Genomic DNA, 22,731 nt, shown 5'->3' with positions numbered 1-22,731 from the left:
CGTGTCCCCGCCGCCGGGCGGCAACCGCTAAGTTCGTTGCCACACACACGTCCGGCCCCCCGGCGCCGAGACGCGGGTGATGCGAAAAAGCAACACGTGTTGAGCGGAGCCACCCACCCGACCGCCCCCCGCCGCTGTGCCCAAGACGCCACGCGCGCTAAGGAATCGGCCCCTATGCGGCGGGGGAGGAAACTTCGGGATCCTCAACCGCGTCGGTGTTTCGTATGTTGGCGTTATCAACCTGGAAGACGACGACTAAGGCCCCCGGAACAGGCAGAAACCATGCGTCTCAACTCCACGCCCGTCGGGCGTTGCTCTTTGTGCGCCGCTGGGCGGAAAACAATCCTCTTGGCGAGCGCCCTGCTAGCAGTCTTCGCATGCGCCCATGAGGCGCTGGCCCAGCCCTCGCGCGACAAGGTCGAGGCCACGATGACCGAGGGCAACTGGGCCGAAGCGGCCGCGATGCTCGACGAGCGCCTGGCTACCGACGACGCCACCCCGGCCGACCTCGCCGACCGGGTCACCTGCCTGCAAAGGCTCAACCAGATCTCCGAGGCCGACGCCCTGCTCGAGCGCGTCGCGGAGCGTCACGGCGAAGACGCCGCGATGCTGTTCGCCCTCGCCCAGCAGTACAGCCGGCTTCCGAATTCGGGGCACGAGATCGACGGCGAGAGCGTACGCGGCTCCGATGGCCGGACGCGCGGGCCGAGCATCAACTTCGTCGAACGCGACCGTGTGCGTCGCCTCCAATTGCTCAGGACGGCCGCCGAACAGCTCGACCCCGAACGGCAACCCGACCAAGCCCTGGCCCGCCGAGTGTGGCGAGACACAGCCGACGCCATCGCCCAGAACCGCACCAGCCGCTACAGCTGGCGGTTGCTCGCGATCACGGATCTGACGGAGCTGCCCGAGCCATCCGAGGGCTGGCCGAGCTACGGCGGCAGCGACCCACCGGTCGATGCCGACAACCCCGACACGCCGATCTTCCACGAGTTGCCCGAATCGTGGCAGGCCGCCACGACCGACGGCGAGAGGTGGCGTTGGGCGCTGTCCAGGAGCGGCGTCGGCCAGACACGCTACGCCGACTTCCTGCGCGAACAGTTCAGCGTCCGCTCGCTGCTGAGCCACGGCTGGGCCTTCACCCCCGACGACGACGCGGACGCCGAGGCGGCCAAGTGGGACCTCGCCACGCTGGGCGAAGACGAGACGATCGCCCGCCTCGCGACCGGGGTCAAGCGGTTCAAGCTGCCGCGCGGCCACAACCACCTGGCCGCCTACCGCGAGCTCGGCCGCTGGGAGCAGCTGGCGGCCATCTACCTCGACCGCCGCCAACGCGGCAAGGCGGCCGGCTGCTTGCGCAAGGCGATCGAGAAGGCGAGCTCGCAGCCCAAGCCGAACCAGAACCACCTGAAGAACCTCAAATCCCGGCTCGCGCAGGTCGTCGAGCCTTGGGGCGCCTTCGACGGCGTGACGACCCAGCCGGCAGGCGCGGGGGCGACGCTCCAGTTCCGCTCGCGCAACGCCACGCGCGTCGATTTCTCAGCCCACAAGATCGACGCCCGCCGGCTGCTCGGCGACGTGAAGGGCTACCTGGAGAGCGGCCCGCGTGAGCTCGACCACCAGCAATTGCAGGTCGAGCAGCTCGGCTGGCGGCTGATCCAGGAGGGCCAGGACAAGTATGTGGGCGAGGAGACGGCCCGCTGGTCGCTCGACGTGGCCGCCGCCCCCGATCATGGCGACAAAGAGATTGACGTCACCACGCCGCTGCAAGAGGCGGGCGGCTACCTCGTCACCGCCCGCGTGGCCGGCGACGACGGCAAGGCGGGCAACGAGGTGCGCGTTGTGGTGTGGGTCGCCGACACGGCGATCGTCGTCAAGCCGATGGCCGGCAAACGGCTCACCTCGGTGGTCGACGCCCGCACCGGCGCCCCGATCGCCAGCGCCAATGTCGAGCAGTTCGGCTTCCGCATCGACAACAACCGGCGCGCCGGCGGGCCGCTCCCCCGGCAGTTCAAGGTGCTTACCGAGCGACTCACTGAGAAAACCGACGCCGACGGGCTGCTCGTCTCCGCCGTCAAGAAGCAGGCGATCGACCCCGAGTACCAATGGCTCACCACCGCGACGACCGAGGACGGCCGCTTCGCGTATCTCGGCTTCGACGGCGTGTGGCGGGGCACGCCGCCCGGCGACCGGCCACAAAACGTGCAGACCTTCATGGTCACCGACCGCCCGGTCTATCGGCCGGAGCAGACGGTCCACTTCAAGGCGTGGGTCGCCAAGCCGAGGTACGGCGTGGCCGTCGAGGACGAAACCCCCTCACCGTTCGCCCACAAGGCTTTCCAGGTCAAGCTGCACAACCCCAAGGGCGAAGTCGCGGAGGAGTTCGCCCTCACGTCGAACGTGTACGGCGGCTTGGAGGGAGAGTACGCGTTGCCCGCGGGCGCCACGCTCGGCCGCTGGCGGCTCGAGGTCGTCGGCCACGGCGGCGAGTCGTTCCTGGTCGAAGAGTACAAGAAGCCGGAGTTCGAGGTCACGGTCGAAGCGCCCGAGGACCCGGTCGCCCTGGGCGAAGAGTTCAACGCCATCGTCAAGGCGAAGTACTACTTCGGTGAACCGGTCACCGGCGCCACCGTAAGCTACAAGGTGTTGCGCAGCGAGCGGCGTGAGACGTGGACCCCGCCCCGTCCGTGGGACTGGCTGTACGGTGAGGGCTACGGCTGGCTCGGCCAAGACGCCACGTGGCGCAGCGACTGGCGCCGCTGGGGCTGTTTCGCGCCGCGTCCGTCGTGGTTCCCCTGGCCAAGCTCGCCGCCCGAGGTGGTGCTCGAGGGCGAGGCGCCGATCGGCCCCGGCGGCACGCTGCTGCTGCCGATCGACACGGAGCTCGTCAAGGAGCTTTACGGCTCGACCGACCACCGCTACGAGGTCACCGCCGAGGTGACCGACGAGTCGCGTCGCACGATCGTCGGCAAGGGCTCGGTGCTCGTGGCCCGCCGGCCATTCAATGTCACGGTCTGGCTCGATCGCGGTTATTACCAGGTGAGCGACACGATGACCGCCTCGGTCGCCGTGCGCCGAGCCGACGGCAAGCCGTTGAGCGGCAAGGGGGAAATGCGTCTGCTGAAACTCGCCCCGCCGGCGCCGTTCGCCGACCCCGACAGGCCGGCCGAGCCGAGCGAGACGGTCGTGCAGGCCTGGGACCTCGTGGCCGGCCCCGAGGGCCGCGCCGAGCTGAAGATCAAGGCCTCCGAGGCGGGCCGCTACCGGCTCGCCTACGCGCTGACGGACGAGCGAGGCCGCAAGCAGGAGGGGGGCGTGATCTTCACGATCCTGGGCCCCGGCTTCGACGGCGGCGAGTTCCTCTACAACGAACTGGAGTTGGTGCTCGACAAGCCGGAGCACCAGCCGGGCGACACGCTCCGCTTGCAGGTGAACACCAACCGCGTCGGCTCGTCGGTGCTGCTATTCGTTCGGCCCGAGGGACGCGTCTACCCCGCGCCGCAGCGTTTGCAGCTCGCTGGCAAGAGCCAGATCGTCGATCTCGAGATCGACGCCGCCGACTCGCCCAACTTCTTCGTCGAGGCCGTGACGGTCTCCGGCGGCAAGGTCCACACCGTCGTGCGGCAGATCGCCGTGCCGCCCGTCTCGCGGGTCCTGAAGGTCGAGGCGCTGCCCTCGGCCACGGCCTACCAGCCGGGGCAGAAGGGGACGATCCGCCTGCGCGTGACCGACCAGTCGGGCGCGCCGGTCGCTGGCGAGGCGGTCGTGGCCGTCTACGACAAGAGCGTGGAGTACATCGCCGGCGGCCCGTCGGGGGGCGACATCCGCGAGCGCTTCTGGAGCTGGCGCCGCAGCCACCACCCCCACGACCAAAACAGCCTGCAGCGCAGCGAATCGCCCGTCACCAAGCCGGGCGAGACCGCCATGCAGCCGCTCGGCGCCTTCGGCGGTGATGTGAACATCATCTACCCGGATAGTGACGTATTTATCCAACTAAGCAGGAGGCGTGAGAAATATGTGACTCACGCGGCGCCGGCGCCGATGATGGCCCGTGGCATGGCCCAGAAGTCCGACGAGGTGAACTTCGACATGACGGAAAGTGGGGTGGATCTATTCGTGACTCTGCCCGAGGGCGTCGGGGCTGCACCCACGTTGCGCAGCGAGTTCGCCGACACGGCCCTGTGGGCCGGCGCCGTCACGGTGGGCGCCGACGGCCTGGCCGAGCTGCCGCTCGCGATGCCCGACAACCTCACCGCCTGGCGCATCCGCGTGTGGTGCATGTCGACCGGCGTGCGTGTCGGCGAGGCCACCGGCGAGGTCGTCACGCGCAAGAACCTGCTCATCCGGCCGCAGGCGCCGCGGTTCCTCGTCGACACGGACGAGGCGGTCCTCAGCGCGAACGTTCACAACTACCTGGGCGAGGCTCGCGAGGTGAAGGTCGTGCTGGAGCTGGGGGGCGACGCCCTGGAGTCGTCCGACGAGTTGCACCGCACCATCACCGTCGAGCCGGGCGATGATGTTCGCGTCGACTGGCGTGTGCGGGCCGTGCGCGACGGCGAGGCGTCGCTGAAGATCACCGCCGTGAGCGGCGCCGACTCCGACGCGGTGCTCACCAAGCTGCCGGTCGTGGTCCACGGCGCCGAGCGGGTCGACTCCTTCAGCGGCGTGCTGGCGTCGAGCGACCGGATCGGCTCGTTCGAGATCAAAGTCCCCGAGAAACGCCGCGTCGACGACACCCGGCTCGTGGTGCGTTGGTCGCCCTCCCTGGCGGGGGCGATGGTCGACGCCTTGCCGTACCTGGTCGACTACCCCCACGGCTGCACCGAGCAGACGCTCAACCGCTTCCTGCCGGCGGCCGTCACGCAGCAGACGCTCATGCGGATGGGGATCGACTTGGCCGCCGTGCGCGACAAACGGACGAACCTCAACGCCCAGCAGATCGGCGACGCCGCCGAACGGGCCGCCCGCTGGAAGCGGTACGACCGCAACCCGGTGTTCGACGACGCCGAGCTCGGCAAGATCGTGGGCGCCGGCGTCGAGCGGCTCACCGCGATGCAGCTCACGGACGGCGGCTGGGGCTGGTTCAGCGGCTACGGCGAGCGCAGCTCGGCCCACACCACGGCGGTGGTGGTCCGCGGCCTTCTGGTCGCCCGCGACAACGACGTGAAGGTCGACGCCGAGGTGCTGGAGCGCGGCCTGGCGTGGCTCTCGACCCACCAGGCGAAGCAGCTCGCGATGCTCCGCAACACCAAGGAAGACGGCTCGCTGATCGACGACAAGAAGCCGTGGAAACGGCACGCCGACAACCTCGACGCGCTGGTCCACCTCGTGATGGTCCGCGCCGGCACGCCCGACGGCGAGATGCGCGGCCGGCTGTTCGACGAGCGGCTGCGGCTGGCGCCGTACGCCCAGGCGATGCTCGGCGTGGCGCTCCACGACGAGTCGCTCGCCAAGAACGCCGAGGAGGGCTTGGTCGACCTGCGCGACCGCGTGATCCGCAACCTCAAGCAGTTCGTCGTCGAGGACGCCGAGAATCAGACCGCCTACCTCAACCTGCCCGGCGGCTACTGGTGGCGCTGGTACGGCAGCGAGTACGAGGCGCACGCCTACTTCCTCAAGCTCCTGTCGGCCACCGAGCCAGAGAGCAACCTCACGTCGGGCCTGGTGAAGTACCTGCTGAACAACCGCAAGCACGGCGCCCGCTGGTCGAGCACCCGCGACACGGCCTTGGTCGTTGAGGCGATGGCCGACTACCTGCTGGCGAGCGGCGAGGGGCGGCCCGAGCAGACCGTCGAAGTGTGGGTCGACGGCGCCAAACGCAAGGAGGTCGCCATCACGCCGGAGAACCTGTTCTCGTTCGACGGCTCGTTCACGCTGGAGGGCGCTGACCTGACGGCGGGGCGGCACACGGTCGAGCTGCGCAAGCGTGGCTCGGGCAAGCTCTACTACAACGCCTACCTGACGAACTTCACGATGGAGGAGCGGATCCGCAGCGCCGGGCTCGAGCTGCGCGTCGACCGCAAGCTCTACAAGCTCACCCCGGTGGAAGCGAAGCAAGACGCCCGCGGCGCCTTGGGGCAGGTCGTCTCGCAGCGGGCCGAGAAGTTTGACCGCAAGGAGCTGGACGACTTGGCGCAGGTTGAGAGCGGCGATCTGGTCGAGGTCGAGCTCACGGTCGAGAGCAAGAACGACTACGAGTACCTGCTCTTCGCCGATCACAAACCGGCCGGCTTCGAGCCGGTCGAGGTCCGCAGCGGCTACAACGGCAACGCGCTCGGCGCTTACGTCGAGTACCGCGACCGGCAGGTGAACCTGTTCGTCTCGCGGCTGCCGCGCGGCGAGCACACGGTCCGCTACCGCCTCAGGGCCGAGACGCCGGGCCGCTTCTCGGCGCTGCCGACCCAGGCCGCGGCGCTGTACGCCCCCGAGCTCCGCGGCAACAGCGATGAGCTACGCGTGCGCGTGACCGATTAGAGTGGCCAAGAATAATATAGAAACACACCCCGCGGGTTTCGCCAAAAAGTTTCGTTGGCGATTGCCGTGCTCGCTCACGCCTAAAAACGCAGCAGGGCGGCTTGGCAACGCGGGTTGGTCTGGCAAAACGCAAAGCCTGACGCGGCGGCGACCCCCTGCGGCGCCCAATTATCTTGATAACCGATCGAACGCGAAATTTCTGCAAAGCGTTTTGAGCCAAGCGCGCAGAAACGATTTTTAGGCCACGGCTATTTTGTGCTAAATCGCTGGTGCGCAACGGTTTAGACGCCGCCGCCGGGTTCGTAGGGGCCCGTAAAATCGACGAGATTTTTATCGCACGCGGTTTTGGCCGCTTCAGCGGCGGCTACTCGATCGGCCGGATCGTGATCGTGTGCGTCACCGGTTCGAGGTCTTTCTCCACGGCGGCGGCGAGCGGGGCGCGCTCGGCCTCGGTCTCTTCGACCGCTGAGTCGAAGTCCTCGCGGCCGCGGCTGCCGTGGAACACGCGTTTCACCTGCTTCGTCTCATAAGCTTGCTTGGCCGCGACCGCCTGGTCGACGCGATCGAAGGCCGCTTGGAACGGCGTGGCGGCGAAGTCGGCCGCCAGGTTCACGCCCCCGGCGAGCTGCTCGGCCGTGTATTCCTCCGTCGCCTGGCCCCAAGTGACGGCGTAGCGCTCGGCGTCGCCGCCGGTCGCACGGAGCGTGAAGCGGCTGAGGTCTTCGTAGAACGGCACGAGGGTCGTGCCGGACCGAACAGAGTCGTCTCGGTCGAGCGGCCCCGTGGCGCAGAACGGGTAGCGGCGGCTAACGACGCGCAGCTCGCCGTCGGCGGCGGACTCGACCTCGTGACCTTCGGATGCCGTGGCCGAGCTGTCCGCCAGGTCGATCTCGATCGTGCCGATCTCGCCGCCCAAGCCCATGGCCTTGAGGAAGGCGTACGCCATCACCACGTGGCCCGCCCAGCCGGGGTGGATGCCGTCCTTGCCGGCCACCTCGTAAGGGTTCTCCTCCGTGGCGCCGTGCTGGCCGGGGGCGAAGACTTGGGCCTGGAGCATCGGCCAGAAGACGTCCGCCAGCCGCGTCCCCTCGCTCTGGGCGACGCCGATCGCGATGTCGCGCAGCGCCGCCAGGTTGATGTTCTGCTCGTCGAGCGTGCCGGCGCGAGAACCGACCCACGAGGCGGTCTTGCCCGCGCAGCCCGGCGTGCCGAGCACCACGCGGACCCCCTCTGCTTTGAACTTGCGAACGATCGCCCGGTAGTGATCCTCGTACCACTGGCCGTTCGTGACGTCGAACGGGCGGTAGCGGGCGTCGTTCATGCCGTAGCAGAGCGTGGCCACGGTGGGATCGAACCGCAGGCAGTCTTGCTCCATGCGCCGCAGGAAGCCGTCGGTCTTCTCACCGCTCCAGCCGTACTGTCGCACGGTCACGTCGAGCTGAGGCGTGCAGCAGGTCAGGTAGGTCTCGATGATGCGCGAGTACATCTTCTGCTCGGTGATCGAGTCGCCGCAGATCGCCAGCCGGTCGCCCTCCTCGAGCAATAGCGGCCCGGCGGCGGGCGCCTTGCGTAGGTTGAACTTGTCGAACGCGGGGTGGTCGGGCTTGGTCTCGTACGCGTAGGGGCCGAGCGTGACGCCTTCGACCGTCGGGGCCGAGGCGATTTGAGCAGGGCAAGGAGCAGCGAGAAACGACGCGAACAAGCAGGTCGTGGCGAGCAGACGCACGGCGTGGCCTCATCGAGAGCAGGGATACGGAGAAGGTCAGCAGCCCGGTATTTTAGCAGAGAGCATTTCCGGCCACAGTCACCCCACGGAGTTAGAGTGGCGCACATAGGGAAGGCGAAGCTCGACAGTGCCACCCGCCGCCCTACAATCACCGGAATGAAATACTCCCTATCCACCTTGTTGGGCGTCATGTCGTACGCCGCACTGGTCGCCTTTGCACTGCGTTCGCGTTTCGGCCTCGAGCCGCTGATCCTTGTCACTCTCGCCGTGCTCGCCCGCCACACGGCCGCCGCCGTGCTGCTGCGGGGGGAGGAACGCGGCGCGGCGTTGGGCGCCTGCCTGTTCGGGGGTGTCTACTTGCTGCTGGCAGAGTCGACGGGCTTCGGCAAGCCGGTCTACCCGGCCTTCGTCCTCTGGCAGGCTTGGGGCCCGTCGAACGACCAGCAGCAGTTCCGCGAGGTCGTGGAATGCGTCATTGTGTTTGGGATGATGCTCACCGGCGCTGCCGTCGGTGCTCGGCTGGCTCGCAAGAGCGGAGAGTGATGATGCAGCAGCTGACGGCCGTGGGTTCCCGTCTCCGAGCACTTTGGCGATGCCCTCGGCCATAGCGCCCGGCGACACTGGCGTGCCGCCAGTGCGAATTGGGTACGAGCTCACCTGGTACATCTCACTGGCGGCACGCCAGTGGCACACAGCGGAAGCCCCTGGCGCCCTTCGATGCTAGGCCGTCGTCGCGTCGTTTTCAACGATCTCGCGGTGCTTCTCGGCCATCAGCTTCTTCTGGTAGCGGCCCTGCACGATGTCGATCACTACCAGGATGGCGATCGTGAAGTAGAACGTGCTCTTAGCCATCGGCTCGACGATGTAGCCGAACAGGTGGAGGTGGGCCAAGTGGCCCCCCTCGCCGATGAGCATCACGCCGACGATGAACAGGATGAACAGCCCGAGGACCTCGTACAGGCGGTTCTTCTTGAGGAACTCCGAGACGTGCTCGGCGAGCCAGATCATCATGGCGCCGCTGATGACGATCGCCGTGGCCATGACCCAGAAGTTGTCGGTGAGCGCCATCGCCGAGAGGATCGAGTCGAACGAGAACACCAGGTTCATCGCGACGATCTTCGAGACGACCATCCAGGTGCTCGAGCGGTTGTTGTCGCCCACGCCGTGGGCGACGTCCTCGATCGCCATCATGTGCATGATCTCTTTGACGGCGGTGTAGAGGATGAACACGCCGCCCAGCAGCACGATGACCGCGTGCAGGGTGATGTCGCCCGAAAGGGCCCAGCCGATCGGGCCCCCTTCGGGGATCGTCAGGAAGGGCTCCTGGAACATGCCGATCACGCGGATCACGACGAACAGCAGCACGATCCGCAGCACGATGGCGATGCCGATGCCCCACTGGCGCACGGCGCGCTGGTTCTCGTCGGGAGCCCGCTTCGACTCAATCGAGATGTAGAGCAGGTTGTCGAACCCCAGCACCGCCTGCAGCAAGATCAGCATGCCGAGGGTGAAGAGGTTGTGGAGCGTGAAGAGGTCGTCCATGGGGGCTCCGGTGTCGCTTTGCTAAATGAGCTACTGGCAGTGGCGAATGACCAATGACCAAGCCCCAATGACCGATAAGGTTTGTGCAAAACCCAATGGTCATTGGGGCTTGGTCATTGGGATTTTAGCGTCAGACCACCTGTTGCGGCAGGTTGGTGCCGGGCGCCGGCAGGCTGCTGGCGCCCATCAGGTACTCGTCGATCGAACGGGCCGCGCCGCGGCCTTCGTTGATGGCCCAGACGACGAGGCTCTGGCCGCGTCGGCAGTCGCCGGCGGCGAACACCTTCTCGACATTCGTCGTGAACTCGCCGTGCTTGCCCGAAAAAGTGACCCAATTTCCGCGCGGTTGCTGGGTCTCGACGCCGAGCATCTCGCCGACGGTGAGTTCGGGGCCGACGAAGCCGGTCGACAGCAGCACCAAATCGGCGGGCCACACCTTCTCGCTGCCGGGCACCTCGGTGAACGGGGCCCCGCCGGCGACGGGCTGCGCCCAGTCAACTTCGACGGTCTTCACGCCGGTGACGCGGCCCTCTTTGCCCACGTACTCCTTGGTGAGGATGTGGTACGCGCGGGGGTCCTTGCCGGTCTTGGCCTCGACCTCGGCGTGCGAGTAGTCGACGCGGTAGACCCGCGGCCACTGCGGCCAAGGGTTGTTGGGCGCCCGTTCGGGGGGCGCCTGGTCCATCAGCTCGAAGTTCACGATGCTCTTCGCGCCGTGCCTTAGCGACGTGCCGATGCAGTCGGCGCCGGTGTCGCCGCCGCCGATCACCACCACGTCGAGCCCCTCGGCCGAGAGGAACTCCTTGTCCGAGAGCTCCGAGTCCAGCAGGCTCTTCGTGTTGCGGGTGAGGAAGTCCATCGCCAGATGGATGCCCTTCAGGTCGCGACCCGGGCAGCGGCCGGTGGGGTCGAACGGTTTTGTGGCGCCGGTGGCCATCAGCACCGCGTCTTTCTCTTTGAGCAACTTGTTGGGGTCGAGGAATTTCACCTTCACGCCGCGCTCACGCATGATGGCGGTCATGTGGCCCGGGGCGAAGTCTTCCTCCTTGCCGACGTGGACGCCGGTGTGGAACTCGACGCCCTCGGCGCGGAGCTGCTCGACGCGGCGTTCGACCGTCCCCTTGTCGAGCTTCATGTTGGGGATGCCGTACATGCACAGGCCGCCAATGCGGTCGGCGCGTTCGTAAACCTTCACGGCGTGCCCGGCGCGGCGGAGCTGCTGGGCGGCCGACAGCCCGGCGGGGCCGGAGCCGACGATCGCGACGCTCTTGCCGGTCTCGTAGCTGGGGGGCTGCGGGGCGACCCAGCCCTCGTCCCAGCCGCGGTCGATGATCGCGTTCTCGATGTTCTTGATCGTCACCGGCGGGTCGGTGATGCCCAGCACGCAGGCCCCCTCGCACGGCGCGGGGCAGGCCCGGCCGGTGAACTCGGGGAAGTTGTTCGTCTTGTGCAGCCGGTCGAGCGCGTCGCGCCAGCGGCCGTTGTAGACCAGATCATTCCACTCGGGGATGAGGTTGTCGATCGGGCAGCCGGAGTCCGACTGGCAGAACGGCACGCCGCAGTCCATGCACCGCGCGCCCTGCGTGGTGAGCTGCTCCTCGGGGGCGTGGGTGTAGATCTCGAGGTAGTCCGCAGCGCGCTCGAGCGGGTCGCGGTAGGGGACCGCGTTGCGGGGGAACTCTTTAAAACCGGTGGGTTTTCCCATCGTGGACCGTACTAGCCTATTTCTGAAAGTTGAATTAGCAAATGGATCGAATGACCAATGACCAAGCCCCAATGACCAATGTCGTGATGCGAACGTTGTTCACTTGGGCGTCGGTTTTGACTTCCTGTGGATAGATCCGAAAATCAGGGTTAGTTCCTTGGCTTCTTGCCAGTGATCGCGGGCGACGGCGCGGTGGTCGGGGCACGCCGTGGCCAGCATTCTCAGCCAGTGTTGAGTCTCGCGGGCCTCGCGGCTACAGACGCTTATCCTATAGCGAAATTCCTTATTCGTTCCGGCCTCGTCTGCTTCGAGGTAGTTAGCTCCGATGCTCGTGGCCGACCGCACGAGTTGTCGGATCAGTGGACCGCTGACGTCGTCCCGGCTTACCAATCTCACAAAGCGGATGACCGACTCGCCGAAGCAAGCCGTCCGCTCCGCCAGATCAAATTGCCGGCCCTCCGGTGGACAATCGATGTCAACCATCATTGGTCATTGGGGCTTGGTCATTGGTCCTTTAAACCGCCGCCGGTTGTTCTGCCTTGCCTTTCGCCTTCTGCTCCTCCAGCACGCGTTTGTAATCGGTTGGCATCACCTTGACGAACTCGCCGAGGGCGTCGTCCCAGCGGTCCAAGAGCTCAGCCGCCACCGCGCTGTCGGTCGCGTTCTGGTGCTTCTCGATGAGCTCTTTGAGTTCGGCGACGTCGTCGGCTTCGGTCACGTCTTCGAGCTCGACCATGCCGAGGTTGCAGCTCAGGCGGAAGGCGTCGCGGTCCGGGGCGTGGACATACGCCACGCCGCCCGACATGCCGGCCGCGAAGTTGCGGCCGGTGGGGCCGAGGATCACCGCGCGGCCGCCGGTCATGTACTCGCAGCCGTGGTCGCCAACGCCCTCCACCACGGCGTGGGCGCCGCTGTTGCGAACGCAGAACCGCTCGGCGGCGCGTCCGCGTAGGAACGCCTCGCCGCGGGTGGCGCCGTACAGGCAGACGTTGCCGACGAGGATCTGCTCTTCGGCCTTGAAGGTCGAGGCCTTCGGCGGGTAAACGATCACGCGGCCGCCCGACAGGCCCTTGCCGACGTAGTCGTTCGCGTCGCCTTCGAGTTCGATCGTCACGCCGTGGGCCAGGAAGGCGCCGAGGCTCTGGCCGGCGTGGCCGGTGAGCCGGAACCGGATCGTGTCGTCCGGCAGGCCCGCCTCGCCGTGCTTCTTGGCGATCTCGTTCGACGTGATCGTGCCGACCGTGCGGTCGGTGTTGACGATGCGGGTCTCGTAGCGGACCTTCTTGCCCGAGTCGATGGCCGGCTGGGCCTGCTCGAGTAGCTCGCGGAGGTCGAGAGTCTTCTCGAGCCCGTGGTCTTGGCCCATCGTGCAATGGGCGCCCGCCTCGGGGTATGGCCGCGGGCCGGGAGAGAGCAGCTTGGTCAGGTCCAGGCCGTCCGTCTTCCAGTGCTTGATCGCCTTGTTCGTGTCGAGCGCGTCGACGCGGCCGACCATCTCGTCGATCGTGCGGAAGCCGAGCTCGGCCATCAGCTGGCGGGCGTCCTCGGCGACCATGAACAGGTAGTTCACCACGTGCTCCGGCTTGCCGGAGAACTTGGCCCGCAGTTCGGGGTCTTGGGTGGCGATGCCCACGGGGCAGGTGTTCAGGTGGCACTTGCGCATCATGATGCAGCCGAGCGTGATGAGCGGCGCGGTGCTGAAGCCGAACTCCTCGGCGCCCAAGAGCGCGGCGATCACGACGTCGCGACCGGTCTTCAGGCCGCCGTCGGTCTGCAGGATCACACGGCTGCGGAGGTCGTTCATCATCAGCGTCTGGTGGGTCTCGGCGATGCCGAGCTCCCACGGCAGGCCGGCGTGCTTGATGCTGGTGAGCGGCGAGGCGCCGGTGCCGCCGCCGTCGCCGGCGATCAGCACGTGGTCGGCGTGGCCTTTGACGACGCCCGAGGCGACCGTGCCGACGCCGACCTCCGAGACCAGCTTCACACTGATCCGGGCGGCCCGATTGGCGTTCTTCAGGTCGTAGATCAGCTGGGCGAGGTCTTCGATCGAGTAGATGTCGTGATGCGGCGGGGGGCTGATGAGGCCGACGCCGGGCGTTGAGTAACGGATCCGGGCGATCGTGTCGTCGACCTTGCGACCGGGCAGCTCGCCACCTTCGCCCGGCTTGGCGCCTTGGGAGATCTTGATTTGGATCTCGTCGGCGTTGCTCAGGTAGCTGATCGTCACGCCGAACCGGCCGGAGGCGACCTGCTTGATGGCCGAGCGGCGCGAGTCGCCGTTGTCGTCGGGGGTCCAGCGCGCCGGGTCCTCACCCCCCTCGCCGGTGTTGCTCTTGCCGCCGAGGCGGTTCATCGCGATGGCGAGCGTCTCGTGCGACTCGGCCGAGATCGAGCCGAACGACATCGCCCCGGTGCAGAATCGCTTGACGATCTCGCTGGCGGGCATGACCTCGTCGATCGGGATCGCGCCGCCGTTGGCTTCTTTCTTGAACCCGAGCAGGCCACGCAGCTGGCAGCGGTTGCGGGCGTCGTGGTTCACCAGGTCGGCGAACCGCTGGTAGGCGGTTTTGTCGCCGCCTCGGGCGGCGGCCTGGATCTCGGAGATCGCCAGCGGGGTCCACATGTGGCGCTCGCCCTCGGCGCGCCAGTGGTACTCGCCCGGGTTGGGCAGCAGTGGCAGCCGGGACGACTCGTGCGCGGGGTAGCCGAGCTTGTGACGCCGCAGGGCTTCCTCGGCGAGCACGTCAAACCCTGCGCCCTGCACGCGGCTGGCGGTGCCGCTGAAGCAGAGGTCGATGACCTCGTCGCGCAGGCCGAGGGCCTCGAAGATCTGGGCGCCCTTGTAGCTCTGCAGTGTCGAGATGCCCATCTTGGCCATCACCTTGAGCATGCCCTTGGCCACGCCGGTGCGGTACTTCGCGACGATCTGGTGGTCCATGCCCGTGATCGGGTCGTGGGCCTCGTCGTCCTCGGGCACGGAGAGCGGGTCCTCGGCCTCGCCCGACTCCTCGTGCGGCACCACGCCCTCGTCGTCGTCGGGGATCAAGCCGTCACGCCGCGCCTGCCAGAGCGACTCGAACGCCAGGTAGGGGTTGATCGCGTCGGCGCCGTAGCCGACCAGCAGGCAGTGGTGGTGCACCTCGCGGGCCTCGCCGGTCTCGACGATCAGGCCGATGCGGGTCCGCTTCGAGCAACGCACCAAGTGGTGGTGCACGGCGCCGGTGGCCAGCAACGCGCTGAGCGGCACGCGCTCGGCCGACAGCTTGCGGTCCGACAGGATCACGAGGGCGTACCCCTCGTCGATGGCGGCCTCGGCCTCTTGGCAAACGCGGTCGATGGCGCCGCGCATGCCTGCGGCCCCCTCCTCGACCGGCCAAGTGATGTCGATCGTCTTCGCCCGCCAGCCCTTGCCGGCCTTGTTGCGGTAGATGTGCTTGAGCGAGGCGAGCTGCTCGTTCGACAAGATCGGGTGCGCCAGCCGGAGCCGGTGGGCGTGCTCGGGGGTGGTTTCGAGCAGGTTCTGCTCGGGGCCGATGTAGCACTCGAGCGACATGATGACTTCCTCGCGGATCGAGTCGATCGCGGGGTTCGTCACCTGGGCGAACAGCTGCTTGAAGTAGTCGTAGATCATCCGCGGCTTGTCGCTGAGGACCGCCAGGCAGCTGTCGTTGCCCATCGAGCCGATCGGGTCTTTCTCGACTTGGATGAGCGGCAGCAGCATGAACTTGAGCGTCTCGACCGTGAAGCCGAACGCCTGCATGCGGGCCATCAGCGTGCTGGCCCGGAAGCCGTGCTTCTCCTCCTCGGGGTGGAGGTCGTTCAGGTCGATCCGCTCGGCGCGAAGCCAATCGCCGTACGGCTGGCGCGAGGCGAAACCTTCCTTGATCTCTTCGTCCGGGATCAGGCGGCCCTCGTCGAAGTCGACCAGGAACATCTTGCCCGGCTGGAGGCGGCCCTTCAGACGCACGTTCTCCGGCTCGACGTCGACCACGCCGACCTCGCTGCCCATGATCACCCGGTCGTCGTTCGTCACGTAGTACCGCGAGGGCCGCAGGCCGTTGCGGTCCAAGACCGCGCCGATGTACTTGCCGTCGGTGAAGACGATCGACGCGGGGCCGTCCCACGGCTCCATCAGCGCCGAGTGGTACTCGTAGAAGGCGCGCTTCGACTCGGACATCGTGGCGTGGTTCTGCCACGCCTCGGGGACCATCATCATGACCGAGCCCTGCAGCGAGCGGCCGTTCATCAGCAGGAACTCCAGCGCGTTGTCGAACGTGCCGGAGTCGCTGCAGTCGGGCTCGACGATCGGGAAGAGCTTCGGCAGCTCGTCGCCGAATCCGCCGCCCGGCGGGCTCTGCAGGACCCCCTGGCGGGCGAACATCCAGTTCGCGTTGCCCTTGACGGTGTTGATCTCGCCGTTGTGGCTCATGAAGCGCAGCGGCTGCGCGCGGTCCCAGCTGGGGAACGTGTTCGTGGCGAACCGCGAGTGGACCATCGCCAGGTGGCTGACGTAGGCCGGGTCTTTCAGGTCCTTGTAGTAGCGGTAGAGCTGCTCGGTGGTGAGCATGCCCTTGTAGATGATCACCTTGGTCGAGAGCGAGCAGATGTAGAAGATCTTGGCTTCTTTGAGCGATCCGTCGGATCGCAGCAGGTTGCTCGCCCGCTTGCGGATGAGGTAGACCTGGCGCTCGAAGGCCTCGCCTTCGACGTTGTCAGACGCGGCGATCACCAGCTGCTCGATCACCGGCTCCGAGGCGCGGGCCGTGGGGCCGATGTCGGCCTTCTTCGAGTTGGTCGGCACCGGGCGCCAGCCCACCAGCCGCTGCCCCTGCTCGGCCACGATGCGCTCGACCTCGGCCTTGCACTTCTCGCGCTCGCTCTTGATGCGGGGCAGGAATACGTTGCCCGCGGCGAACCGGCCCGGCTCGGGCAGGTCGATCCCCAGGTCGGCCTTCACGGCCGCCTGCAGGAACGCGTGCGGCAGGGCGGTCATGATGCCCGAGCCGTCGCCCGTGTTCTCTTCGCACCCGCAAGCGCCGCGGTGGTCCATGCGCTTGAGCAGGTCCTCCGAGTCGACCACGATCTGGTGGCTCGCCTCGCCCTTGATGTGCGCGATGAAGCCGACGCCGCAGGCGTCGTGCTCCAGGGCGGGATCGTACAGGCCCTGCTTCTCCGGCAGGTGGATGAGCGAACGGCGGTTGAACATGCTTGTCTTTGCTTCCGAATGAATAAACGGTGTCTTTTTAGGGGCCCGCTTGGGGGGCCGCTTTGAGTGCTTGGTCTCGGGCCATTTCTAGAGGCCCGCAGCCGGGCGGACGCTAGCCCGGCGCTCCGGCGGGCTCCAGCGACTCGCGGGCCACGGCGGCAACCGGCTTGGCGTGGCTGGGGGTCGGCGCGGCTGTTGTCGTTTCGTTGGCGTGGTCTTGCAGCAGCTTGATGAACCGCTGGGCCGTCTCGCTCAGTTCGCGGTCGCGGCGGTAGAGGATCCCCAGCGGGCGGGCGAGCTGCTCGCCCTCGAGCGAGAGCTTCACCAGCGTGCCGGCGGCCACCTCGGGCGTGACGGTCGGCTCGGGCAGCAGGCCGACGCCGGCGCCGATTTCGATCGCCCGCTTCATCAGCTCGATGTTGTCGAACTCCATCGCGACCTCGACCCCCACCTTGTGGCGGGCGAAGAGGCTGTCGACTTCCTCGCGGATCTGCAGCCCCTGCTGCGAGGCGATCAGCCGCTCTCCCTCGAGATCGTTGATCGACACGGTCGCCAAACCGCCGCCGCTTCGCGAACGCTCGGCGAGCGGGTGGGCCGGGTCGACCACCAGCACCAGCCTCTCTTCGCGCCACGGCAAGGTCTCGATGCGCTTCGACGCGACCGGGTAGCTCACCAGTCCGAGGTCGGCCTGCTCGGTCTCGACCGCTTCGTAAACGCGCTCGGGGTGGACGTACTCGACCCGAACATCGGCTTTCGGGTGCTGGCTCAGAAACGCCCGCAGCCAGCGGTTCATGTGCGCGAGGCCGACCGAGTAGATCGCCGCTACGGTGAGCCGCGACGCGACTTGGTCGTGGACCCGCACCACTTCACGCTCCAGGTCCTCCAGGCGTCGGCAGATGTCGCGGGCGCCGTCGAAGTACTTTTCTCCCTCGGGGGTCATCACGAACGGCCTGGTCGACCGGTCGATCAGCTGCACCCCCAGGTGCTCCTCCAAGTGGTGGACCACCTGGCTGGCGTTCGATTGCGAGATGCCATTCACTTCGGCCGCCTTGGAAAAGCTGCGTAGCTTTGTCACGTCACAAAAGATCTTCAACGCTTTGAAGTTCATGGCCGGTGCAGAGCGGGTCGGAGTCAAGGTGGTCGTTGGGCCTGTTGGTCGCCTCGGGTGTCACCCCGAACGTGGTAAGGACGGGAATCCCACCCTGATCGGGTGTGTGGGCGTCGAGCGAGGACGCCGTATCAAAACCGCACGAGAAGCCGCGTCTCTAGAAGGGCCGCCGTTCCACGAAACATGGAGGCGCCAGCTTGCACTCACCACCTGACAGTGAATCAAGCAATCTTATTTCGAACCCCCCTAAGATTCGCAGCAGCGATATTAAGCTATCGAAGCGGCGATTGGCGGTCAACCACCCCGCAGGAGCGGCAACCAAGCTCAGCAGCTATTCAGCAGCTAAGTGGGGGAAGATAAAGCGGTTACGCCCAGGTGGTGCGCGTAGCCGCACGATTCGGGGCGCCTGCTGTCGTAGCGGGATTCGATTTACCGCCCTCGATTAGACGCGGTGCGCGGGTTTCGTTGACACGTGATTCCACGTGGCCAGACCCAGCAAGCCAGACTCAGCGGCCGGGGAGTTTCTCGAACTTGTAGTCGTGGCCACGGTCGCGGAGCACCTCGGCCGTGAGAATCTTGTCGCGCGGCGGGGCGCCCTCGCCGTCGGTCCGTTGCAGTTCGCCCAAGACCTCGATGCCGTCGATCACGCGGCCGAATACGGTGTGCTTGCCGTTCAGGTGCATCGTGGGGGTGAAGGTCAAGAAGAACTGCGAGCCTCCCGAGTCGCGGCCGGCGTGGGCCATGCTGAGCGAGCCGCGAAAGTGCATGCGTGCGTTGGGTTGGTAACACTCGCAAGCGATCGAGTAGCCGGGCCCGCCCGAGCCCGTGCCAAGCGGGTCGCCTCCCTGGGCCATGAAATGGCCGAGCACGCGGTGGAACAGCAGGCCGTCGTAGTAGCCCTCTTTGACGAGCGTAACGAAGTTGGCCACGGCCGTGGGGGCCTCGTTCTCGAACAATTCGAGAGTGATGTCCCCTTTGGTGGTCTTGAACAAGACGCGCGGCAGGTCGTCGGCGGCCGCCTCGTCGGCGCGGATCTGTTGCTCTTTGGCCCACATCGCCTTCAGGTCGCCGAGCACCGGCAGGTGCTGCATCGCGAGTTTGTAGACGGCGATCGCCTCCTCGCCTTCGGGCTGCGAAGCGAGCGAGCCGTTCTCTTTGGCGATCGCGAGGAAGCGATCGGCGGCTTCGAAGTCGTTGGTGAACATCGCGGCCACAAACCCCCACAGCGGCAGCTGCTTCTCGTCGGCCGCGGCGCCGCCGTCGACCAGAGCATCGATGACCTGCAGGCCTTGTTCGTATTGGTCGCCTCCCGATCCGCCGTGGCCCACCACCGAATGGCGTGCGACGGCCCGCAGCAGTTGATCCGCCTCGGAGTCCGCCACGGGGTTCGCCCGGTAAGCCTCGGCGGCGTGGCCGAGCATCGCCGACACTTGTTCTTTGCCCTGCTTCACAAGATCGAGCAGCTCTTCGTGGAGCTTTTCGTGCTGCGACTCCGGCGCGGTTTGGTACTCCGAGCGGAGCGACTCGATCGACCGGAGGGTCGACTTGTAGGCGTCGAGCGCCGCGTCGAGCTGGGCTTGGGCGGAGGGGCTAGCGGCGTTTTGCGCCTCGCCCGTAGAAGCCGGCGCCTCTTGGGCGGACACGGGGCCCGCGCACGCGAGCCCGGCCGCCAGACCTAGAATCCAAATGAAAGACGAACCGAGACGGCGCGGCGATAGAGTGGCGGGCTTCATGGCGGCGAGGGATTTTAGTGGGGGGAAGGTCGGCAGAAGACTGGGGGGTCGCCGCTCGCTGCGGCGCCGGCGAATCGTTACGATGGACGAGTCCTAAAAGATTACGCCCGTCGGCCCGCCAAGGCCACACCCGATACGCCTCCAAGGCCGAAGCCTTTTTGGCCGTTGGCCAGGGGAGCCCCTCGGCGCCCAACGGCGGGCCCCACCCGAGTGAACCGCCGCATGGCCCCCCGCAAGCGACCTTCCCGTGCGGCTGACCCAACCCCCCGCGCCGAGAGCGAGATGCGGGTGATTGGCGGCCGGCTGCGCGGCAGCAAGCTCGCCTACGAGCCGCTCCGCCCGCTCGGGACGCCGGGCGGCGCACCGGTCACCCGGCCGATGAAGCACCGTGTGCGCGAGGCGATCTTCAACCTCGTGGGCATCGAGGCCAAGGGCAAGCACGCCTTGGACCTGTTCGCGGGCACCGGCGCCCTGGGCATCGAGGCGGTGAGCCGCGGGGCCCTCAGCGCGCTGTTCATCGAGCGCCACGTGCCGACCGCCGCCGTCGTGGAGCGGAATCTCACGACGCTCGGCGTCGCCGACCAGTGCGAGCTGCTCAAGACCAGCGCGTTCCTGTGGGCGGCCCGCGACCTGCCGGCTTACGAGGGGCCCCTGGAAGATTCACCCCCAGGAGAAGTGGGCGCAGGGGAAGCGGGCGCAGCGGAACGCCGTCGGCGCCCGTGGCTGGCGTTCGTCTCGCCGCCGTACGACTTTTTTGTGGAACGCGCCGACGAGATGCTCTCTCTGATCTTCGCACTCGAAGAGCACGCCCCGGCCGGCAGCATGCTGGTTGTCGAGGCCGACAAGAGGTTCGACTTCACCCAACTCGGCCACGTGCGAGAGACACGCCACGACACGGGCTGGGACGTGCGTCCTTACTCCCCCGCAGTGGTGGGAGTGTGGCGAGTCGACGATCAGCACGACGAACGCCGATCGCAAGATTGAGCACTGCTGGCGGCGGCAATCAGCCGACGGCCGCCACCTCGCCGCGCGTATTCACTACCCCATGTCGAAGGACTCCACGCCATGCGCCGACTCGCTTTCACCGCTTGGATGCTGCTCTCATTCGCATTGCCCATGACCTCCCCCGCCCAACCCCCCGCCGGTTCGCAAGCCGTCGCCCCCGACCAGGCCAATGCCTCCGGCAAGGCAGGCTCGAGAGACGCCCTTGAGCTGCCGCTGTGGGAGGGGGGCGCCCCCGAGTCCGAGCGGCACGAGCAGTCGGAAAACGCCGAGGACCGGAGCCATGCCGGGCGGAGGAACCGCTGGGTTACCGGCGTGTCGGAGCCGACCATGACGGTCTATCGCCCCGATCCCGCCACGGCGACCGGGGCGGCGGTCTGCGTGTTGCCCGGCGGCGGATACGGCGGGTTGGCGCTCGACAAAGAGGGGCACTTCGTGGCGAAGTGGCTCGCCGACCGCGGCGCGGTCGGCGTCGTTGTTAAATACCGTTGCGGCGGCGAGAGCCAGAAGCACCCCGTGCCGCTGAGCGACGCCCGCCGGGCGATCCGGCTGGTCCGCAGCCACGCCCAGGAGTGGGGCGTGCGCCCCGACGCGGTGGGGATCATGGGCTTCTCGGCCGGCGGCCACTTGGCCGCCACCGCCGCCACGCAAGGCTCTCCCGCCGCGCCCGAGGCCGACGACCCGCTGGAGCGCCACTCCAGCTGGCCCGACTTCGCGGTGCTGGTCTACCCGGTCGTCTCGATGGAGGTGGCGGTCACCCACGGCGGATCACGCAAGAACTTGCTCGGTGACGAGCCGAGCGAAGCGCTCTCGCACGCCTTGTCGGCCGAGAATCGTGTGACGAGCGACACGCCGCCCACGCTTCTGATCCACGCGGCCGACGACCGCGCCGTGCCGATCGAGAACAGCCTGCGGATGTTCGCCGCGCTCAAGGAGCACGGGGTGGCGGCCGAGCTGCACGCTTACGAGAAGGGGGGCCACGGATTCGGCATGTGGAGCACCGCCGGCTCGACGGCCCTGTGGCCCGCGGCGCTCGAGGCTTGGCTCGCGGCGCGGGGTGTGGTCGCCCCTCGGGAATGACCAATGACCAAGCCCCCACGACCCACTAGTGGGTCATGGGGGCTTGGTCTTGCGTGGATTGAGGGGCTGGCTTCGCGGGTCGGGGTCCACACCGACTCGGTGCGGATCGCCCGCCGCCAATCAAACGAAGGGCGGGATCAGGCCTCTTCGATGATCTCTTTGACCGGCTGAACGAAGTGGGGGCTCTTGCCCTTGGCCGTGAGCTCTTCGGCTTTCTTCTCAGCCTCTTTTTTCTGGCTGTAGTCGTAGAGCGCGACGCGCTTGAGTGACTGGTTGAACACGCCCCAGAAGGCCTTCAGTCGAACCTCGGCGGCCGCCTTCGCGCGGCTCTTCCGCTTGGCGGGAGCCTTCTTCTTCTTCTTCGGCGCCGCTTCTTTTTCCTGCGCCTCGGCGGCATCGGCTTCGGCCCGAAGGTCTTTGCGACTGACGACTTTGCGTGCCATGGGCGGCGTGCTCAACGGTAGGTTGGGGGATCGGTTGCGAGCCCCTGAGCATACCGCATCGCCGCTCGATTGCCTACCGGCTCCTGGGGGGCCTAGGGATCCGAGGCGATCGTGATCCCCAGCTTCTTGGCCTGGATCTGCAGCGCGGGCTGGAAGTAGACGATCGCCCGCCGCGAGCCGCTCGTGTGCCGCTCGGCGCGCTTGCGAGACCAGAAGAAGAACCGGTCGACCAGCTTTTCGGGCAGCTCGCCCCGATCGACCGTGTCGGCCACCGCGTCGATGAACGCCAACTCGGTCGGCCGGCTCGCCTCGAGGCCGTACAGCAGCCGCTCGCGGAGCGTCGGCTCACGGTTTCCCGTGGTCTGAGCGACCGCCGTGCTCGGCGCCATGGCCGCCGGCAAAGCCGCCGCCAGCGCCAGCACCGCGGCCGTCAGCCCCAGCCATAAGCCGGGGCGGCTGGTGAGGCGGTCGTTTTTTTTGCTGAAGGAGATTGGGATGGGCATGGGTTGGCTCGCAGCTTGGTCGGAGCGTGGAGGGGGGCCGCAATTCGGCGCCGGGGCGGCGAACAAAGATTCCAGGTCGTCCCGTATCAAAAGCGACGTGTCACAGACAAGGCCAATGCCACCCCCGATTGGCGCCGTGTTTGCAGCCAATGCGGCACAGCGACGCCTCGGGCGGCGTGGCCCAAAAAAGTGCGTGGCGCCCCCGTTGT

General features: G+C 67.3%; 13 protein-coding genes. 4 read left to right on the top strand and 9 right to left on the bottom strand.

The features are described from left to right. Nucleotides 1–282 precede the first annotated feature (282 nt). Nucleotides 283–6,474, top strand: a complete 6,192-nt coding sequence (locus Mal64_RS08735; protein WP_197525591.1) for an alpha-2-macroglobulin family protein — start codon at nucleotides 283–285, stop codon at nucleotides 6,472–6,474. A gap of 364 nt (nucleotides 6,475–6,838) precedes the next feature. Here Mal64_RS08735 and Mal64_RS08730 read toward each other — a convergent pair whose 3' ends face one another. Next, nucleotides 6,839–8,200 carry an SGNH/GDSL hydrolase family protein gene (locus tag Mal64_RS08730; protein ID WP_146399204.1) on the bottom strand — a complete coding sequence of 454 codons (1,362 nt, stop codon included), beginning with the start codon at nucleotides 8,198–8,200 and terminating at the stop codon, nucleotides 6,839–6,841. 156 nt (nucleotides 8,201–8,356) lie between these two features. On the opposite strand from Mal64_RS08730, the gene Mal64_RS08725 reads away from it, so the two are divergent. After that, nucleotides 8,357–8,743 carry a hypothetical protein gene (locus tag Mal64_RS08725; protein WP_146399202.1) on the top strand — a complete coding sequence of 129 codons (387 nt, stop codon included), beginning with the start codon at nucleotides 8,357–8,359 and terminating at the stop codon, nucleotides 8,741–8,743. Between the two features lie 177 nt (nucleotides 8,744–8,920). Here Mal64_RS08725 and Mal64_RS08720 read toward each other — a convergent pair whose 3' ends face one another. The 6 genes from Mal64_RS08720 to Mal64_RS19765 all read right to left on the bottom strand — a co-directional run bounded on the left by Mal64_RS08720 (nucleotide 8,921) and on the right by Mal64_RS19765 (nucleotide 19,404). Further along, nucleotides 8,921–9,742, bottom strand: a complete 822-nt coding sequence (locus Mal64_RS08720; RefSeq protein ID WP_231993636.1) for a TerC family protein — start codon at nucleotides 9,740–9,742, stop codon at nucleotides 8,921–8,923. A gap of 130 nt (nucleotides 9,743–9,872) precedes the next feature. Further along, the gene (locus Mal64_RS08715; RefSeq protein WP_146399200.1) at nucleotides 9,873–11,447 is read right to left on the bottom strand and encodes a glutamate synthase subunit beta; all 1,575 of its coding nucleotides are present in this window, start codon (nucleotides 11,445–11,447) and stop codon (nucleotides 9,873–9,875) included. 99 nt (nucleotides 11,448–11,546) lie between these two features. Beyond that, a complete protein-coding gene (locus tag Mal64_RS08710) occupies nucleotides 11,547–11,933 on the bottom strand; it encodes a four helix bundle protein (protein WP_197525590.1) in 387 nt (128 codons plus the stop codon). Between the two features lie 28 nt (nucleotides 11,934–11,961). After that, nucleotides 11,962–16,653: a glutamate synthase-related protein gene (locus Mal64_RS08705; protein WP_146399198.1), complete on the bottom strand. Its 4,692-nt coding sequence runs from the start codon at nucleotides 16,651–16,653 to the stop codon at nucleotides 11,962–11,964. Nucleotides 16,654–16,765: 112 nt separating this feature from the next. Then, nucleotides 16,766–17,761: a LysR family transcriptional regulator gene (locus tag Mal64_RS08700; protein ID WP_146399196.1), complete on the bottom strand. Its 996-nt coding sequence runs from the start codon at nucleotides 17,759–17,761 to the stop codon at nucleotides 16,766–16,768. 506 nt (nucleotides 17,762–18,267) lie between these two features. Next, entirely contained in the window at nucleotides 18,268–19,404 is a 1,137-nt protein-coding gene (locus tag Mal64_RS19765) for a peptidylprolyl isomerase (RefSeq protein WP_197525589.1), read from the bottom strand. A gap of 312 nt (nucleotides 19,405–19,716) precedes the next feature. Between Mal64_RS19765 and Mal64_RS08690 the strand changes: the two genes are divergently transcribed. Both Mal64_RS08690 and Mal64_RS08685 read left to right on the top strand, forming a co-directional pair. Then, nucleotides 19,717–20,478 (top strand): RsmD family RNA methyltransferase, encoded by a 762-nt coding sequence (locus tag Mal64_RS08690; protein WP_197525588.1) that lies wholly within the window; start codon nucleotides 19,717–19,719, stop codon nucleotides 20,476–20,478. A gap of 81 nt (nucleotides 20,479–20,559) precedes the next feature. Further along, on the top strand, nucleotides 20,560–21,576 hold the full coding sequence (locus Mal64_RS08685; protein ID WP_146399194.1) for an alpha/beta hydrolase: 1,017 nt from the start codon (nucleotides 20,560–20,562) through the stop codon (nucleotides 21,574–21,576). Nucleotides 21,577–21,713: 137 nt separating this feature from the next. On the opposite strand, the gene Mal64_RS08680 is transcribed toward Mal64_RS08685, so the two are convergent. Continuing rightward, entirely contained in the window at nucleotides 21,714–22,019 is a 306-nt protein-coding gene (locus tag Mal64_RS08680) for a hypothetical protein (protein WP_146399192.1), read from the bottom strand. A gap of 92 nt (nucleotides 22,020–22,111) precedes the next feature. Further along, entirely contained in the window at nucleotides 22,112–22,522 is a 411-nt protein-coding gene (locus Mal64_RS08675) for a hypothetical protein (protein WP_146399190.1), read from the bottom strand. Nucleotides 22,523–22,731: the final 209 nt, after the last annotated feature.

It is taken from the genome of Pseudobythopirellula maris (genome assembly GCF_007859945.1).
GTDB lineage: Bacteria > Planctomycetota > Planctomycetia > Pirellulales > Lacipirellulaceae > Pseudobythopirellula > Pseudobythopirellula maris.
This window is presented reverse-complemented; position numbering and strand designations above follow the sequence as displayed.